The 18,329-nt window shown below is 50.9% G+C and carries 17 protein-coding genes and 1 other annotated feature; of the genes, 1 reads left to right on the top strand and 16 read right to left on the bottom strand.

The annotated features are described in order from the left end of the window. Positions 1-122: 122 nt before the first annotated feature. From B1728_RS10060 to B1728_RS10040, 5 genes are all read right to left on the bottom strand, one after another. Positions 123-1,934, bottom strand: coding sequence for a LysM peptidoglycan-binding domain-containing protein (locus B1728_RS10060; protein WP_079910048.1), 1,812 nt, complete (start codon positions 1,932-1,934; stop codon positions 123-125). 365 nt (positions 1,935-2,299) lie between these two features. After that, positions 2,300-3,178: a prephenate dehydratase gene (pheA, locus tag B1728_RS10055; protein ID WP_079910047.1), complete on the bottom strand. Its 879-nt coding sequence runs from the start codon at positions 3,176-3,178 to the stop codon at positions 2,300-2,302. Next, positions 3,175-4,149, bottom strand: a complete 975-nt coding sequence (thrB, locus tag B1728_RS10050; protein WP_079910046.1) for a homoserine kinase — start codon at positions 4,147-4,149, stop codon at positions 3,175-3,177. The genes pheA and thrB overlap by 4 nt, the downstream gene beginning before the upstream one ends. A gap of 70 nt (positions 4,150-4,219) precedes the next feature. Next, positions 4,220-5,506, bottom strand: a complete 1,287-nt coding sequence (locus tag B1728_RS10045; protein ID WP_079910045.1) for a homoserine dehydrogenase — start codon at positions 5,504-5,506, stop codon at positions 4,220-4,222. Positions 5,507-5,583: 77 nt separating this feature from the next. Beyond that, the gene (locus B1728_RS10040) at positions 5,584-6,057 is read right to left on the bottom strand and encodes an ACT domain-containing protein (RefSeq protein WP_079910044.1); all 474 of its coding nucleotides are present in this window, start codon (positions 6,055-6,057) and stop codon (positions 5,584-5,586) included. A gap of 230 nt (positions 6,058-6,287) precedes the next feature. Here B1728_RS10040 and B1728_RS10035 point away from each other — a divergent pair, with 230 nt between their 5' ends. Continuing rightward, positions 6,288-6,791 carry an NUDIX domain-containing protein gene (locus B1728_RS10035; RefSeq protein ID WP_079910043.1) on the top strand — a complete coding sequence of 168 codons (504 nt, stop codon included), beginning with the start codon at positions 6,288-6,290 and terminating at the stop codon, positions 6,789-6,791. 123 nt (positions 6,792-6,914) lie between these two features. Here B1728_RS10035 and B1728_RS10030 read toward each other — a convergent pair whose 3' ends face one another. The 11 genes from B1728_RS10030 to B1728_RS09980 all read right to left on the bottom strand — a co-directional run bounded on the left by B1728_RS10030 (position 6,915) and on the right by B1728_RS09980 (position 18,082). After that, on the bottom strand, positions 6,915-7,964 hold the full coding sequence (locus B1728_RS10030; protein WP_079910042.1) for an anthranilate phosphoribosyltransferase: 1,050 nt from the start codon (positions 7,962-7,964) through the stop codon (positions 6,915-6,917). Positions 7,965-8,071: 107 nt separating this feature from the next. Next, a complete protein-coding gene (gene nasC, locus B1728_RS10025; protein ID WP_079910041.1) occupies positions 8,072-10,207 on the bottom strand; it encodes an assimilatory nitrate reductase catalytic subunit NasC in 2,136 nt (711 codons plus the stop codon). An 18-nt stretch (positions 10,208-10,225) separates the two neighbouring features. Beyond that, positions 10,226-11,458, bottom strand: coding sequence for an MFS transporter (locus B1728_RS10020; RefSeq protein ID WP_079910040.1), 1,233 nt, complete (start codon positions 11,456-11,458; stop codon positions 10,226-10,228). A 313-nt stretch (positions 11,459-11,771) separates the two neighbouring features. After that, complete coding sequence (gene obgE, locus B1728_RS10015) at positions 11,772-13,076, bottom strand: GTPase ObgE (protein ID WP_079910039.1); 1,305 nt, start codon at positions 13,074-13,076, stop codon at positions 11,772-11,774. A 12-nt stretch (positions 13,077-13,088) separates the two neighbouring features. Then, a complete protein-coding gene (locus B1728_RS10010; protein ID WP_079910038.1) occupies positions 13,089-13,733 on the bottom strand; it encodes a Spo0B domain-containing protein in 645 nt (214 codons plus the stop codon). 136 nt (positions 13,734-13,869) lie between these two features. Beyond that, positions 13,870-14,181, bottom strand: a complete 312-nt coding sequence (gene rpmA / locus B1728_RS10005; RefSeq protein ID WP_028547689.1) for a 50S ribosomal protein L27 — start codon at positions 14,179-14,181, stop codon at positions 13,870-13,872. Between the two features lie 22 nt (positions 14,182-14,203). After that, on the bottom strand, positions 14,204-14,533 hold the full coding sequence (locus B1728_RS10000; RefSeq protein WP_079910037.1) for a ribosomal-processing cysteine protease Prp: 330 nt from the start codon (positions 14,531-14,533) through the stop codon (positions 14,204-14,206). Between the two features lie 14 nt (positions 14,534-14,547). Further along, complete coding sequence (gene rplU, locus B1728_RS09995; protein ID WP_079910036.1) at positions 14,548-14,859, bottom strand: 50S ribosomal protein L21; 312 nt, start codon at positions 14,857-14,859, stop codon at positions 14,548-14,550. 14 nt (positions 14,860-14,873) lie between these two features. Next, positions 14,874-14,958 (bottom strand) — a sequence feature (ribosomal protein L21 leader region). Positions 14,959-15,043: 85 nt separating this feature from the next. Next, positions 15,044-16,285, bottom strand: a complete 1,242-nt coding sequence (locus tag B1728_RS09990; RefSeq protein WP_079910035.1) for an Rne/Rng family ribonuclease — start codon at positions 16,283-16,285, stop codon at positions 15,044-15,046. A 23-nt stretch (positions 16,286-16,308) separates the two neighbouring features. Beyond that, the gene (locus B1728_RS09985; protein ID WP_256865314.1) at positions 16,309-17,193 is read right to left on the bottom strand and encodes a M50 family metallopeptidase; all 885 of its coding nucleotides are present in this window, start codon (positions 17,191-17,193) and stop codon (positions 16,309-16,311) included. Then, positions 17,186-18,082, bottom strand: a complete 897-nt coding sequence (locus B1728_RS09980; protein ID WP_079910033.1) for a M23 family metallopeptidase — start codon at positions 18,080-18,082, stop codon at positions 17,186-17,188. The genes B1728_RS09985 and B1728_RS09980 overlap by 8 nt, the downstream gene beginning before the upstream one ends. Positions 18,083-18,329 lie beyond the last annotated feature (247 nt).

Genomic DNA, 18,329 nt, shown 5'->3' with positions numbered 1-18,329 from the left:
TAACATAAAGTATGTTTTACCATTTTTCCCAGTGTTCAAGGGGATTATACGGAGCCTTTTCGGAAGATGAAAACACAAAAAAACCGGAGGCATTCGCTCCCGGCTGTACTTATGCCATGCAATTAAACGTTAATCCATGGACTTTTATTGGATTTGGAAGAGCTTGCGCGTCTTCTGCGCGGGGTGTGGGAAATACGGCTTATCACAGCCTGATTGCCGCGTTTTTTCTTGTTTGTGCTTTTGGGTTCGGACTTTTGATTATTTCTGGAAACCATGGCGGCTTCCTCCTCTGCCGCTTGCACCGGCTGCTCCCTGCCTATCGACGTGTCATCGCACCCGCAGTCATCATAACCGCCGCCGTAAGAGGATATCGAAGGCATTGGATACCCGTACATGGGATATGCAGGACCTGTAAAAGCTCCGGCCGTCTGCGGAAAAAAACCTCCTTGATAGTAAGGAGCTTCGCTTTCAGGGCTGACGGAGGTCGGATAGGCCATACCCGGAAACGGAGCATTCGGATAAGAAGGCATCTCCGGCTGGAACATGTATGGACTTTCCATTGGCGAAACATTAGGGAACGGTTTGCCTTTCTCGTAAGCCGGAGAGACCTGTTCCCCTCCGCAACCGCAGCCGCCGCCAGCTTGCGGGATAAATCCGTACATTTCCGGCATCGGTGCCGCAAAAGGCTGATATGGCATTTGCTCGGCCCCAGGCATTTGCTGCATAGGCGGATACGGCTGCTCCTGCTGCGGCCACATCATGGGCATTTCTTGCTGAGGCCAGTAATTCGGACTCATCTGCCCATAGCTCATAGCTTCGGTTGCCGGAACCTGGAATTGTTCAAACAAGTTGGACGAAGGCTGGTGGAACGGCGCATTCGGCGTTGCTTCCGCACCCATCACATTGGCATTATCGGAAAAAGGAGATATGGCGCTGTTTACTCCAGGCTGCTCATAAGATGGCATTACCGAGGGATAGGGCTGCGGCGCGTTCGGCATGAAGGAAGGAGCGGGTTGTGTAGCACTCGGCATTATCGGCATTTCCGGAATATAAGGCTGTTGGTTCACACTAGGCTGAATGGCGCTGGGCGATACAGGCATTTCCGGAAAAAAGGGCTGCTGATTCACATTAGGCTGAACCGCGCTAGGCGATACAGGCATTTCTGGGAAAAAGGGCTGTTGATTCACGTTAGGCTGAATCTCGCTGGGCGATACAGGCATTTCCGGAAAATAGGGCTGTTGATTCACATTGGGCTGAACCGCACTCGGCGATACTTGCATTTCCGGAACAAAGGGCTGCTGATTCACATTGGGCTGAACCGCGCTAGGCGATACTTGCATTTCCGGAATAAAGGGCTGCTGGTTCACATTAGGCATGACCGCTTCCGGAGAGATCTGCTCGTTCACATTAGGCGCCATCGGCATGATGGGCATGATAGGCATAATCGGCATTTCTACATTAGGCTTCGGCGCTTCAATATGTTCAGGCGGTTTTGGAGCAGGAGCCGTCTGTATTGGCGATACCGGAGTTGGTGCAGGCTGAATAGGAGCTGTGTTTTTCTTATGATGATGGTGCGGGTAATGGTGGTCTCCCTGCTGATGCTTTGCTTTAGGAATATTTACGATGTCTCCGGTCATTAGCACATTCGGATTTTTCAATTGCGGATTGGCCTCAATCAGCTGGTTCAGCGGGATGTTCCAAGCCTTGGATAGCTTCCACAGCGTATCCCCTTGAACTACCGTATGCTTGTAGAGAAAATCGTCCGCTGGTTCTACGGGCGTCGGGCCGTTCGGAATTTTGACTTTCATTCCGACATCAATAACGTTGGGATCCGTGATCTGCGGGTTCATCTCAATTAACTTATCCAAATCAACATGATACTTTTGAGCGATGAGGTAGAGCGATTCGCCTTTCTTGACCATATGGATTTTCACTGCATAAACCTCCTTAACATTTTCTTTGAGAAACTTCCCATGTAGCGGCGTTCCATGTACTGTCGGAGGGGTCCGTTTCTCGCTTTCGCATAGCACGTTAACTGCCTTAGATGCTTCAAGCCGCCTTCACAAGGGGTAAAAGCCTAAACATTACGCGTGCCAAAACAAAATGACAATACAGTTTATGCAGGTTGGTAGGCATTTGACCATGAACCTTGGAAAAAAATCCACATAACACTATTTACAAACAAAAAAAGCGGGGAAATGCCTATCGTTCCATGGGATGGTAACGACGGTTTTCCCTGCTCATTGTATGATGAAGCTTTGCTGGTTATTCATTACGTGGCATTTCGTTTCGGATCATCCTATTCCGAATGTACCGGCTGATACGTATAGGTCGGATAGCATCCGAGAACCCGTACCTGACAGCCGATAGCCTCAATTTCTTGAAGGGCCGCCGGCAGCAGAACGGAATCCATGGAAGCTTCGATATCAATATAGAAATAATAAGTGCCGAGCTTCTTCTTCGTCGGTCTCGATTCGATCTTCGATAAGTTGATGCGGCGCCACGCAAAGGCAGACAGCAGCTGATGCAGGCCTCCCGGATAATCGTCCGGAAGCGTTACGGTAATGGTCGTCTTCGTCATCGCAACCGATTGTTCCGGAAGACTTACAGGCTCTGGCCCTACGAGCACAAACCGGGTAAAGTTGTTCTGATGGTCTTGAACTCCCTGCGCCCATGTATGTAATCCGTACAGGGAGCCCGCACCGGATGGAGCCAGTGCGGCTACCTCGCGATGTCCAAGCTCCTTGACAAGCCTTGCCGCCTCTCCGTTGCTCCCCACCTGCTCCAGCTCCACGTGGGGCAGATAGGTTTTCAGAAATTGCCGGCATTGCGACAAAGTCACCCCATGGGAGACCACTTTTTTAATAACGGAGCAGCGGTCCGCAAGTGAATCTCCCAAGGCTTCGTTGCACAACAGATTGATGGAGATCGGGTACACGTACTCCGCTTGGATGGGCAGATCCACTTCATGGACAAGCCAATCCAAATGAAGGCTGACCGAGCCTTCGAACGTATTTTCAATAGGAATGACGCTGTAATCGGTTTGCCCGTTAACGGTCGATCTGAACACATCGTCGATCAGCTTGCAGTTCACATAATGAAAAGCATTCGTCCCCATATAATGATGAGCCGATTCTTCGGTGAATGTACCGGGACCCAGGAGCGCTACACGCTTCATAGACGGACATCTCCTTTGATGTTTTCGAATAATGTACACTGTTCATCAAAGTGTGTCAACAATTGAACTCCGTGGCGGTCCGGCTTCAGCCACATTAGCGTTGCCTCGATCTGCTCTTCCTTCAACGTTCCGAGCAGGAATTGCTCCAGCTCCTCCTTGCGGGAGCTGTTCCGGTCCACTAGCGCGAGCATGGTAGGCCCCGCTCCGCTCAATGCTACGCCGAGGGCGCCGTGGTCCGTCGCCTCGGCCAAAATCTTGGCCAGCCCCGGCACCAGGGCGGCCCGGTAAGGCTGATGCAGCGCATCCTTCATGGCGCGCGCAATCATATCCAGCCGCCCGGTGCAGAAGGCGGCTACAAGCACGGACGAATGCCCGACGTTGAACACGGCATTCGCCAAGCTCTGCTCGCGCGGCAGCACATGCCGCGCCTTCTCCGTCGACAGCTGGAAGTGCGGGATCGCCACCAGCGCTTCCAGCCGGTCGTCGGGCTCGATGCGGATATGCTCCGCACGCTCGCCGTCCCAGAAGGCGACGACGAGTCCGCCGAAGAGCGCCGCCCCTACGTTATCGGGGTGGTGCTCCAGCTCCGTCGCCATCTGAAAGAGCGTATCGTCGCTGAGCGGGCTGCCGATGAGCGCATTGGCGGCTGCCAAACCGCCTACGATCGCAGATGCGCTGCTGCCTAGCCCTCTTGTCAGCGGAATATCGCTGTACATAGAGATTTCAAGCTCAGGATGCTTCACTCCCGCTTTGTCGAACACCATTTGAGCCACTTCATATATCAGATTGGACTTGTCGGTTGGAATGCCGCTCATCTGATCTCCGATCAAATGTATTTTCGTTTCCTCCGCAATGCCCATTTCTATCCATGCATAGAGATCCAGCGCCATGCCCAGCGTATCGAAGCCGGGTCCCAGGTTGGCTGTGCTCGCCGGCACCTTGACGCGTACTTTTGTATGACTTGTGTCCATGAAATCGGTCCCTTACCCTTCGAACTTAGTAATCACTGCTGTCTAAAACTCCTGCTATATCCGCGTATCCTTATCCTTCTACGCGATAGACGCTTTTGATCGCATGAACCACATCCATGGATTCGAACTGCTGCAGCACTTTTTTCATTGCCGCCTGATTCGCGTCATGGGTAATGATAATGATTTCCGCTTTCGGGTTATGCTTATTCGGATGCTGAAGAACAGATTCCAGACTTACTTCGTGCTCGGCGAATACCTGGGTAATCTGAGCCAGAACGCCCGCTTTATCCTCCACATGAAGCAGGATAAAGTTTTTCGAGGCAATTTGCTCGTCGGTTTTCAGCTTCTTCTCCTTGTATGGAATAAAGCCGCGCTGTCCGTTGATGCCAAGCTTCAGGTTGCGAACTACAGCAACCAGATCGGCCACGACAGAGGTTGCGGTAGGCATTTCGCCTGCACCCGGTCCGTAGAACATCGTCTCGCCTACGGCTTCGCCATAGACATATACGGCGTTGAACACTCCGTTGACGGAGGCCAGAGGATGGGATTGCTTGACCATCGTCGGCTGCACGCTGATGCTGATATAATCATCCTGGCGCTCTGCAATGCCAAGGAGCTTCACTTCGTAGCCAAGACGCTTGCCGTAGGCGATATCCTCTTTGGCGACCTGACTGATCCCGCGAACCTGCACATCGCCTAGAGCCACATTGGCATGGAAGCCCAGCGTTCCAAGAATGGTCATCTTGCGAGCCGCATCGAAGCCCTCGACGTCCGAAGTCGGGTCCGCTTCCGCATAGCCGAGCTGCTGCGCTTCCTTCAACACGTCTTCATAGGCTGCGCCCTCTTGGCTCATTTTCGTGAGAATGTAGTTCGTCGTTCCGTTGACGATCCCCATAATTTTCGTGATCCGGTCCGATGAGAAGCCTTCGATCAAGGTGCGAATGATTGGAATCCCTCCGGCAACACTGGCTTCGTAGAATACGTCGCAGCCCTTCTCCGAAGCTTTGGCGATAATTTCCGGACCGTGCAGCGCCATCAAATCCTTATTCGCCGTTACGATGTGCTTGCCGTTGTCCAATGCCTGCAGCATATATTTCTTTGCAAGCTCAATGCCGCCCATGACCTCGATGACGATATCAATCTCGGGATTATCGATTACATCCCAAGGATTTTCCGTAAGCACGTCTGCGTTCACAGCGATGCTGCGCGCTTTGCTTTTGTCCTGGACCAAAATTTTGGCAATTTCGATCGGGGCGCCTGTCTGGCTCAGCAGATCCTGCTGATGTCCTTCCACAATGCGTACGACGCCTGTTCCTACCGTCCCGAGCCCTAACAAACCTACCTTTATCGGTTTCATATGCTGTTCCTCCTCATGATCATGTTGCAGCTATTACTGACACGCTCTTCCCGTGTTCTGGTTATTGGTTTCATCCGTCAGCCTTGGCCTACGAGTACAGCCCTGCTTACGCCTTCCTGTTCACGAAGCCGCTCAAGAAGCACGGCAACCGTCTCCCCCATCACCGATGTTTCGACGGAAATGACGACATTAGCGACACCCTGCAGCGGGATCGTCTGATGGATCGTAAGAACATTGCCGTCCAATCCGGCTATCATGGCGAGCACTCTGGATAATATCCCTGATCGATGCTCCAAATCCATCGATATTGTGACGATGCGTTCCCGCTCCAGCTTGCTAAGCTCAAAGATGCCGTCTTTATACTTGTAAAAAGCGCTGCGGCTCAGCTCAACCTGCTCCACCGCTTCATGAATCGTCTTTACTTCGCCTCGTGCCAGCAGCTCCTTGGCCTGTACCGTTTTGACCAAGGCTTCGGGCAAAATATCTTCTCTGACTAAATAGTAACGTTCGTTACCGCTAGATCTGGTCTCCGCGTCATGTTTCTCCTGCACAGCCACAGTCCTCTCTACAAAGACGAATGTTTCTTCTTAGTGGACATTATATCGAATATGGATGTATCCGGCAATAGGCTATTTCGGAATCCGGCAGCTTTCATAAAGTTTCCACATCTGTCCGCTAGGAACACCCTCCGATTCATGTTAAGGTTTGAGTTGAGCTTGTCTTTTATTCTTTTATACTTTCATTCTGCTTTATATTACTAGTAGGAAGAGGTGGTTTTTTCGTGATTCGTACAAGAATGATGGCTACGGCGATGCTCTTTAACAATAACGATTTGCTAATGATGAAACGATCCCCGACCCGCACCTTAAATCCGGGGATGTGGGCCGTGGTCGGAGGTCACATGGAACCGGAAGAAATCAACGATCCCTACAAGGCATGCCTGCGGGAGATTGAGGAAGAAACCGGTCTGAAAGAAACCGAGCTGCTCCATATGAAGCTGCAATATATATTAATTCGTCTCAACCAGCAGGAGATCCGCCAGCAGTTTATTTATACCGCTGATACGACACGCAGAAACATTGTCCAAACGAATGAAGGGATCCTGCACTGGATTCCGCGCGATCAGGTTCTGAACCGGGAAATTCCGTTTATTTTTCACACCCTGCTCGCCCACTATTTCGATCATGGGCCTTCCGGGCATATTTGGGTCGGTACAGCGGGCTATCAAGAGGATGCTGTCCCTACAGTCCATTGGACAGCTCTGGTAGATCCCCAGATGAACTAAGCTGAACCGCAATTCCTCAAACCATCAGGACAATAAAAAAAAGACTGTCCTGCCGCTGAATGAAACATTCATCCGGTCACGGATAGCCTCAGTCTGAATAGTTTGCACAGCTTAAGAACACCATTACTTCGCCTGCCTCGTCCGGAAGGAGCTCTTACTGCTAAGCTCCCGCCATTTTTCCAATACCTTGAACGCCTCCTTGCGTGACAGAAGCGAACGGGCCAGCTGAAAGCCTTCCTCATAGCTGCCCACCTTATCAAACCAGTACAGGCGAAGTCCTGCATTGAATATGACATGCTCCCTCTCATTACGGATATCCTCCGAGTCGTCTCCCCGGATGACTCTGGTGAGCCGCTTCAGATGCTCATCCTTTCCGCATTTTTCCAGCGGTTCTCCCCGAAATCCGAATGTGGCGGGATCTACGCTGTTGGACTCGTCACCCCATGGCGTCACCTTGCGTATGGAGCTCGTCTTATTGAGGGGAATGTCCTCCGATCCTTCAATTCCTTGAATGATACAAGCTGTTTCGAATCCGGATTTGGGCAGCAGCTGAAGCAAGTGTGCCATGGCCGTTTTATGATTGACACCGATAATAATGTTCTTGGAATGAATCGGATTGATGACTTTTTCCACGGTGTTCAAAAACGTCCTTAAGCCGATCTGCTCCCGCACATTCCTGATGCGGCCAAACGGCGGGCATATCAGATCCGTCCATATAAACCCGATGTGGATAGACATGAAGATGCTCTCCCATTCTTTGGCCTCAAGCTCCACCTGTATGCCTAACCCTTCCAAGAGCTCCTTTAACGAAAACCCCTGTTTCGGCGGCAAAGAATCGCTTCCGTGCAGCACTTGCGGGTATCCGACGGAAGCGAGCAGCAGGCTTACCGGAATGGTAATCGGAAAATACAGCCTGCCGTCATAAGGTCCTGCGCAGTTCAACGAATCCGAAAAGGAGCGGAAAGGAAGCGAATATTTCCGGAACACATCGATGAAGCCCATCATTTCCTCATCCGCTTCCCCCTTCATTCTCATCGCCATCAAGAAAGCCGCCGTCTGGGCGTCTGTGGACTCTCCCCGGGCAATAGAATGAGCAGCCGCAACCGCTTCATCATAGGTGAGATGGCGTGAGCCCAATTTTCCTGTTCCGACCGTCTTGATCCATTCCTTCATGCTGTCACCTCGTTTTCTATCAATGGAACCCTATCTGGTGCGAACACCATGGAGGGAAGGCTGCCACAGACTAGCCAACCCGGCCTGAAGCCCCATGCCCTGCCGCCTTATGCCCTCATGGGCTCAACTCGTACGGCACAGGCTTTAAACTCCGGCATTCGGCACGCGGGGTCGAGCGCCGGATTGGTTAGACGATTGATGCATTGCTCCTCTCCCCAATGAAAGGGAACGAACACGGTATCCCTGCGGATTTTGGAAGAAAATTTCACTTTCAGCCGGATGGAGCCCCGCTTGGATGAAACCCGAGCATATCCGCCGTTGACCAGCCCGTTTTCTATGGCGGTATCCGGATGAACCTCCAGCAACGGCTCCGGATATTTGGAATTCAGCTCCGGTGTGCTGCGGGTTTGAACTCCCGACAAATAATGCTGCAGCACACGTCCGGTCGTCAAAGTCAACGGGTATCTCCTGGATGGAACCTCCTTAGGATTCTGATGTTCAATCGCGGCCAATCGGGCTCTGCCATCAGGATGAGCGAAGCTGTGCTCAAACATGCGCGGCGTCCCCGGATGCCCCTCCTCCGGGCAGGGCCAGAATATGCCCTTCCTCTTCTCCAGCTCGTCGTAAGTGATTCCGTAATAATCGGCCAATCCGCCCTTGGATGCCAGCCGGAGCTCATTAAAAATATCCTCAGCCGAGCCATACTGAAAATATCGTCCTCTTCCCAGCGCAGAGGCTATATCGCATAGAATCCTCCAGTCCAGCCTCGCTTGCCCGGGCAGCGGCTTTAATGCTCTTCTGACCATCACGCGCCCTTCAAGCTGAGTCATCGTCCCCTCATCCTCCAAATAGGCGGAGCCAGGAAGGAGTACATGGGCAAAGCGGGACGTTTCCGATGGCAGCAAATCAATGACAACCAGAAACTTCAGCTTCTTCAACGCTCTCTCCACCAATTGACTGTTGGGATTGGACACGACCGGATTGGAGGAAAGGATAATCAGCGCCTTGATCTCCTCCCGGTCAATAGCCTCCATCATTTCATAAGCAGATACCCCTTTGCGAGGGAGCTCCTCCTCTGGAACTCCCCATACGTTGGCGATATGAGCCCTATGGGCGGGATCTTCAATCAAACGGTAGCCCGGAAGCTGATCAGCCTTCTGCCCGTGCTCTCTGCCGCCCTGACCGTTGGCTTGGCCCGTGATGGCCCCATAGCCGCATCCGGGGCGGCCGATTTTACCGGTGAGCAGTACCAGGTTGAGAAAATTGCGGACGTTGGCCACTCCGCTTGCATGCTGCTCTACCCCCCGGGCCGTAAACACCATTCCCGTTTCCGCTCGGCCGTACATCCTTGCCGCCTCGATTATAAGCATGGGATCAACACCGGATAGCGCCGCCGCTTCGGACAATGAGACCTTTTTCAAATGCTCAGCCAATTCGGCATAGCCATTTGTTTTTTGCTCGATAAACGCCTGATCCGTATACCCTTCCTCCACGATGACCTTCAACATCCCGTTGACCAATGCCGCATCGTACCCCGGCTTCACCTTCAGATGGATATCCGCAATCGCGCACGTTGCCGTTTCCCGCGGATCTATGACAATGATCTTACATCCGACTTGCTTGGCCTTTCGGAAATACTGCATGATGGTCGGCTGACATTCGGCAATATTGGTGCCCGCAAGAATAATGCATTTGGCTAAGGGCACTTCCGAGAGCGGGTTCGTCAAGCCTCGGTCGACCCCAAAGGTCAGATTGGAAGCCCCTGCAGCAGCCGACATGCAGAACCGGCCGTTGTAATCGATATATTTGGTCTGAAGCGCCACTCTCGCAAATTTTCCCAGGAGATAGCTTTCCTCATTCGTTAAGGAGCCTCCTCCGTATACACCTACCGAATCCTTGCCGTATTTGAGCTGGATATGCTGGATTTGAATCCGAATATGCTCGAGCACGGCTTCCCAGGATACATGGCGGAGTCTCCCGTAGTCCCTTATCATCGGGCTTTTCAATCTTCTATCGTCCATGGTATGCGTGTGGGCATTCAGCCCCTTGACACATAGCCTTCCGTCCGTTACCGGGTCCTCTTTGTTAGGAGTTACGGAATAGAGAGCCCCGCCGCTTGAAGCTACCTCCTGAAGCTTCATCGTGCATTGCACGCTGCAGTAGGGACACTCAGTCAAGTCCGCATTCACTTGAGGCAGGACGGCAACCTGCCGCTTCTGAACAAGCTCAACATAATCGTTCATTTCTGCTCTCACCCGCCTCTAGTAATTAACCCCCGAACCCGATGTCGCCCAAGCTTTCCTCCAGCTTCGAGTCACTGCGTAAAAGACCAGGGTTACCACCAGCACGATAGAGGCAACAACAACAAATCCCGTCGTATGAGTCCCCGTAGCTTGCTTTAAAGGTCCTAATATATTATTCGGCAGCAGAAATCCGCCAAGACCGCCGAAGGCCCCCACAATGCCTGTTACAACCCCTATCTCTTTGGAAAAGCGCTGCGGAACCAGCTGGAAGATCGAACCGTTCCCCATTCCCAGGCACGCCATCATTACGCTTGTTATAGCCAGCATCACTAGAAAGGAGCCCGGCAGCGTTGAAACGGCAAAAGCGCATAGAGTGATAACGGAGAAGAGCAGCATCATAAAACGCATGCCTCCGATTTTGTCGGCAATATAGCCCCCTACCGGCCTGAAAAAGCTCCCGGCAATAACTGTGATCGTGACCAAATAACCGATTTGAACCTTGCTCAGACCTCCATCCATTGCTTTGTCGCCGTATACATCGTAGAAGAAGATATTGAAATAATTGGAGAACCCGACAAAGCCGCCGAACGTAACCGCATAGAATAGGCTGAACCACCAGGTATCGATATTTTTGAAGGCTGACAAATAATCTACAAGCTTCTTGGGCTCCGGCTGATTGGGGCTATCCTTAGCCATGATAGTATAAGCCAAAAGGACAAGCAGCAGTGGAAGCATGGCCAGACCGAATACGTTGTGCCAGCCCATAGAGGCGGCCAATTGCGGGCCGAAGAAGGTCGCCAGAGCCGTACCGCTGTTGCCGGCCCCGGCTATCCCCATCGCCAAGCCTTGGTACTGCGGCGGATACCATCGGCTGGCAAGCGAAAGCGAAACTGCAAAGCTCGCCCCGGCTATGCCGAGCAGAAATCCTAGTGCTTGAACCTGATTCAAGCTGTGGCCGCCTAGCCACCCCCATAGCAAGGGAATCAGCGTCAGGATCATACCGATAATTCCCGTCTTCCTGGAGCCGATGCGGTCAGCCAGAATGCCCATCGGAATTCTGAATATGGAGCCGCCTAACGTCGGAATCGCAACCATCGTTGCCTTCTGCGCATCAGTCAAACCAAAATCTTTGGTGATGTACAAGGATAGAGCTCCACAAAGGACCCATATCATAAAACTAACATCAAAATAGAGAAATGCTGACAACAAACTCGGAAAATGCCCTGCTTTTCGGAAATTTTGTACATCCACTCCTAGATTCCTCCTTGTTTTTTCTCTTTTTCCTACATTCATGTATTGTTTGTGTTAGTATTCATTACATATATACTATACAATTCAAATCCGTATAGTTCAACGCTTTTTTGAAAAAAAGTTCATGTTTTGGCACATCTTTTTTTGTATATTTTCTATTCACCCTATGAATCAATGTAAATAACGAACATTTTTATCAATATTTTGTTTTATCGTTCGCTTTTATAACGTTTTCAGCAAAAATATAAACACCAAGCTCATCAAACCACATGAGACTTGGTGTTTATCGTTGGATTCCAATAACGTTTGTCAGCTATTCCTTCTCAACAAATTCAAATTCAAAATCACCGATCCGAACCGTCTGCCCATCCTTGGCACCGCGGCTCCGAAGCGCTTCATCAATCCCTTTTTTGCGCAAAATCCGGGCAAATCGCATGACGGATTCCTCTGTACTAAAATTCGTCCGTTTAATCAGCTTTTCAATACTTGGGCTCTCTACAACGAAAGTATCATTCTCCCGGTGAATGGTGAAATCCTCATCATCATCCTTTGCTTCCAGGCGATATACTTTGCGCTCTGACAGATCGACGAGATCCTCGACGAGAGGCATCTCGGGGATGGTTTCCAGCAAGTCCGCGATCTTATAAAGCAGCTCCTGAACACCACTTTTGGTAAGCGCCGAAATCGCTATAATTTGCGTCTCCGGACTAACTTCCGCCAGCTGTTGTTTGAATTGCGCCAAAAATTCCTCTGCATCGGGCATGTCCATTTTATTGGCAACCACAATTTGCGGACGCTCTTCAAGCTTGGAGTTGTACAGCTTTAATTCCTCGTTGATCTTCTGCCAGTCCTCAAATGGATCCCGGCTTTCTGTTGCAGCCATATCGATAATATGGACGATAACCCTGGTCCGTTCGATGTGGCGCAAGAACTCATGACCCAGTCCGACACCCTGATGCGCTCCTTCAATCAAGCCCGGCAAATCCGCCATGACGAAGCTGCGTCCGTCTCCGACGTCAACCACACCAAGATTCGGTGTAAGCGTGGTAAAATGGTACGCCCCGATCTTCGGCTGGGCCGCCGAAACTATCGAGAGCAAGGTCGATTTGCCTACACTCGGGAAGCCTACCAAGCCCACATCCGCCATAACCTTAAGCTCCAGGACAACCCAGCGCTCTTGGCCTTCTTCCCCGTTTTCGGCAATTTCGGGCGCAGGATTGTTCGGTGTCGCAAAGCGAGTGTTCCCGCGTCCTCCGCGTCCTCCCTTGGCGATAACGACCTCCTGCCCATGGCGGGTCAAATCTGCAATAATCTCCTGACTGTCATCGTCGATTACTACGGTTCCCGGCGGCACTTTAACGATCATATCATCGGCATTGGCTCCATGCTGGCTTTTATTGCGCCCTTTTTCCCCTCGCTCCGCTTTAAAGTGCTTCTGGTAACGAAAGTCCATCAACGTACGCAGTCCCTCATCAACACGGAAAATAACATCGCCGCCATCTCCGCCGTCGCCTCCTGCAGGTCCGCCCTCGGGAACATATTTTTCCCTCCGGAACGCCACCAAACCGTCTCCGCCGTCACCGCCCTTAACATAAATCTTCGCTTTATCTACAAACATGAATCCACCTCATTATGTATTCAATGACAGCAAAATTGAAACTGCTGCCTCATTTTCTTTCACCTGAACAGCTTCCCAAGCTTCACCCGGCACCGATGCCTGACGTATCTTTTGCAAGGATTGCATAAGTGATGCTTCCTTCACATCCCCATGATAAACAAACCGCACAAGCAGCTCATCCTTCTCTTGAAGCAAATGAAACTCAAGCGCATGCTCCCCTTCCACAGCGAGGCGCGCATTGTGCTTAAAGGTCTCCATGACTTCCCGAACCATGACATAAATCCGATGAGGATCTACCGGCAGCTCATCTAGATGTATCTCCTGCTTCATAATGATGGACAGCGTAATTTCCCTAACCTCGGTCTGATAAGCAAGCAAATAGACGATCAGGTCCGGAATTCCCAGTTTAGCCACGTAGCTCTCAATCTGAACCTTATGTTTTATTTTCTCCATAAGACTCTCTAATTTATCATACTTTTTTAATTTCACATAACCGAACAGCACCTGAATCTCATTCATCCAGTCATGCCGGTAGTGATTTAACAATCGGATGAAACGAAGATTTTGCTCCGAATCCCCATCCTCCGCGGCAGCCGCCGCAGGAGATTGTACGTAATCCAACACCAACTGCTCGTAATCAGGCCTTTTCGACATCATGGCGTACCCTCTCCGATCCGCGCTTGATCCTAACTCTACCAGTATAGCATGTTGTTCCAAAAAGCACACGCCACTTTCCCAACTACGCAAAAAACCCCAGCGATACTGGATCGCCGGGGTTATCGTTGATGACGTATTATACTTCCACAGCCGCAGCCACAGGAGCAGCGTCCACAGGGTAGACGCTAACTTTCTTGCGATCACGACCCAGACGTTCGAATTTCACAACGCCTTCAACCTTTGCAAACAGCGTATCATCGGAACCGATGCCTACGTTATTGCCCGGATGAATTTTCGTTCCGCGTTGGCGAACCAAAATGCTTCCTGCAGTTACTTGTTGACCGTCAGCACGCTTAACGCCAAGACGTTTAGCAATACTGTCACGTCCGTTTTTGGTGGAACCTACACCTTTTTTGGAAGCGAACAACTGAAGATTTAATTGTAGCATGGATGTCTACCTCCTTCTTCACTTATTTTTTGTCTTGCAATGTTATATATGCACCATACGATTGTTCGATCGATTTCAGCATGACGACCATCGATTCCAGAAGCAGCTGTACCTTATCCGACTCTGTATCATCCAGATTAACGGGAACCTGTACATCCAGCAAACCATGCTTCATGTTCGCCTTCATAACAACCCCTAGCACCGTTTCAACAGAGTTGACGGTACCGACCGTAACGGCTGATACACCCGCGCAAACGATATCTTTGCCCGGATCACCGTATAGTGCGTGCCCTTTAACCCGGAACGACTCGATCCGATCGTCTGGTCTCCGCTTGATCGTTACCCGAATCATAGCCTTATCCCTGCTTAAGCCTGGATTTTTTCAATCACAACTTTGGTGTAAGGCTGACGGTGACCTTGCTTACGACGGTAGTTCTTCTTGGCTTTATATTTGTAAACGATGACTTTCTCACCTTTACCGTGCTTCTCTACTTTTGCAGATACAGCAGCGCCAGCTACCAATGGAGCTCCAAGCACCAAACCGCCTTCTTTGGATACAGCCAATACTTTGTCAAAAGTAACAGCTTCACCTTCACCTGCGTTCAATTTTTCGATGTAAAGAACATCGCCCTCTTGAACTTTGTATTGTTTACCGCCTGTTTCGATAATTGCGTACATTTCGTTGCACCTCCCTCATGTCTCAGACTCGCCTTAGCCAGGTGACCCGTTCTGAAAGGAACGCGTGCTTCAACCCGCTTCGTGCGGTTACAGCATGTTTTGCAACATACCTGATTATATTACCACAGCCTATGAATGATTGCAATGCCTATTCCAATAGATTCTTCCGTACACCTTGGAACGGTCATTTGGTCCATAACCATCCGGTCCCCTCGCACTCCGTGCAGCGGCGAATAGTCACTTTGTCCTTCCCGTCACGAACCTTTTTTCGGGTCATCTCTACCAAGCCGAGCCGTGTCCACCCTTCAACTACCGTTTTGGTGCGATCCCGTTTGACCTCCTGCTCGAGCGTGTCCAGAACCAGCTGCCGGTGAGCAACCAAATCCATATCAATAAAATCAATAATAATAAGTCCGCCAATATCTCTTAATCTTAATAGCCGGGCAATTTCTTTGGCCGCCAGAACATTCGTGTCCTTCACCGTCTGCTCCAAATCTACGCTCCCGGTATACCGCCCCGTATTTACATCGAACACGGTCAGAGCCTCGGTATGGTCGACGACTACATAGCCCCCGTTATCCAGCCAAATTTTGCGTTTAAAGCTGTTCTCAAGCTGCTCGTCCGCCTGAAAAGTGCCGAACAACGTCCCCCTCGTTCTCTCAAACCTCCGGACCCTCTCGCAAAGACCCGGCGAAACGGCGCGAACGAGAGTCATGATGGTGTCATAGGCATCCTTATCATTAACCCAGAGCTCCTGCACATCATCGCGAAATACATCCCGAATCCAGCGTGGCAGCAGCCCAAAGTCGGTATACACCTTGCGCGGTACGGGACCTTGCAGCGAGGATAGCTCCTCCACCGCCTGCCATCGCTTCCGCAAGTCTATAAGATCGGTGGTGATCAGCTCTTCCGCGACGCCCTCGGCCGCCGTTCTGACTATAAAGCCCTCTCCCTGCTTCAGATGCTTCTCCGCGGCATGCTTTAACCGTTCACGTTCGGTTTCAATTTCAATTTTGCGGGATACGCCTACGTAATCGGCGCGCGGCATATAAACGCCCCATCTGCCGGGAATCGAGTAGTGAGTCGTCACCCGTGCCCCCTTATTGCCCACCGGCTCTTTGACAACCTGTACAAGCAGGGCTTGCCCTACCTGCACCAGCTCCGTAATTAACGGCTTTTGTTTGGGGTGCTTTTCCAAATGCGCCGGTAAAATATCATCGATATATAAAAAGGCGTTTTTTTCCAATCCGATATCCAAAAACGCCGCCTGCATCCCTTGCAAAACGTTAACGACTCGACCTATGTACATATTTCCAGCCAAGTGCTCCGCCCCGCGAAGTTCGTTGTCGTACTCTACCAATCGGTCATCTTCCATTACCGCTACTTCGATTTGGTCCTGTCCACATTGTACGAGAATACGCTTCATGATTTTCCACCTCGGACTTCATTTTACATGAAAAGCTCGGAAATCGCACTTCCCCGTTTGGTTTCATTGAAATAAGTTTGCAAAAGCGGTTGTTCGGGGAGTACGATACGTATGGCACCGCGCTCATCCATTACATACACGAGATGGTATTTCTCCCGCATAAACAAGCGAACAATCTCTGTCACCTTACGCCTCCCGTCCACAACAATCGGCTGTGCTAAGGTTCCCTGACGGACAAGCCGATGATATGTGTCCCCTCTATGGATCAGAAAGCGCATAAAATGATAGGACATGCCCTTGTAAGCATACCAGTTGGAATAAAACAGAAACAAGCCTATCATAAACAAATTCAGCTGAAAGCCCCCATACCACGTATGGAATGCCGCCGCGAGGAGCAGCAGAATACTAAGAATCAGGCTGGCCACGCAGCTGAATACAATCACCTTCTGGTACGGAAGCCAAAAGCTCAAGACGCACTGCATGATCTTGCCCCCGTCCAAAGGAAGAATGGGAAGCAGGTTGAATAAAGCCACGTACATATTCGCTTGGATGAAATAGGCGCTCCATTCTCCGGAAATCACGCCTGTCGATTGCAGAACCAACGCCGCTACCATCATCATACCATTTTGAAGCGGTCCTGACAGCGTTACAATGATTTCCTGCCATGCCGGAACACTGGCCATCTCATCCACCACAGCGACTCCGCCGAAAGGAAGAAGCTGAATTTCCTTTACCCGCCATCCGAAATTTTTGGCCGCCATGACATGTCCCAGCTCATGAATTAGCACTATGCCGAATAATGTTGCCGTCTCAATAAAGTAGCCCGCCAAGATAGACAGTAGAATGACAATGGAAAAAAGCGGATGAAAACGAATAGGGACGCCAAAAAGGCGGTTCCACTTACTCAAATTGTACCACATCCGCCGGATTGACGAATTTATTGTCCTTGGATACAGCGAAATACAGGTATCCCGATTGCTTTGTGCTGTTTTTGGACACCGTGCCTATCGTCTCACCGCCCTTAATCCAGTCGTTTAACTCCACCTTGCCCTGTTCGATCCAGCCGTAGACCGATTGCAGGCCGTTCGTATGACGGATAATGATCGTATAACCCGTATCCTCCTTGTTCCCCACATAAACCACCAGACCCGTATCCATCGCGGCTACAGGCGTGTCCTGCTTCGTCTCTATCGTTACCCCGAGACGGCTTGCTTCAAAGGGAGCGATGATCTTTCCCTTGACCGGCGTGAAATAATGCTTGGAGACAACATCCACCTTCTGAGCCTCCTCTTGATGAAGCGTGCTTAGAGCAGGGAGCAGCGACGGGGTTCCGCCGAATTGCCGTTCATACCAGAGAGCTACCGATTGGAATTGGAAGGATTCATTCAATGCTGAACTGATATAGGCTTTGCCCTTATTGGCAAGCGGATGATTCCACTGAAACATTCCCCAAATCAAAGCAAATAGAAAACAGCTGACGACCAGCTTCAGGCGCAGCCCGCTTCTGCCAGGCATCAACCGGCTCCGTTCCGGACCATCGTCCTCATAATCTCTGCGTGACAAGTCCTGCTGCCATTTTTGCTTCCATACATACTCCGGATCGTTCCAGCGTCCCGTATCCTGGGGCGGTGCATCGTCAAGCTGGTCCCGGACCGGCTCTGGAAAAGAGCGGTAGGGCTCCAGCAGCTCTTGCTGCCGGACATGCATAGGGTTAGGTACGGGGCGCCGTTCTGCTGACGCCTGCAGCTCTCTGATCCGCTCCATCCTTCTTTGACGTATATTATTTTTCGTGCTCATACTCGGTTACCTCCCAAGAGCTTTCCATCAGGAAAGCCGCCGTATTCCATAGAGCGATTGGATAAATTGAACCGGCATTATTGTGCTTGTCTGATCCTGCAGCCAGCCGGAGCTTGTTTACTCTCATCCTATGAGCCTGTACAACCAAATATGAGAATTAAATAGCCCCTCAAAGCGGGGCCTGGGTTTCGAAGCGCATACAGGCTTCTCCACAAGAAGCCGCGAACTTGGTAAACTCCCTTAAGTC

This window comes from Paenibacillus sp. 32352 (assembly GCF_002042965.1).
Taxonomy (GTDB): Bacteria; Bacillota; Bacilli; order Paenibacillales; family NBRC-103111; genus Paenibacillus_S; species Paenibacillus_S vulneris.
The sequence above is the reverse complement of the archived record's forward strand: the minus strand, read 5'-3'. Positions and strand labels throughout refer to the sequence as shown.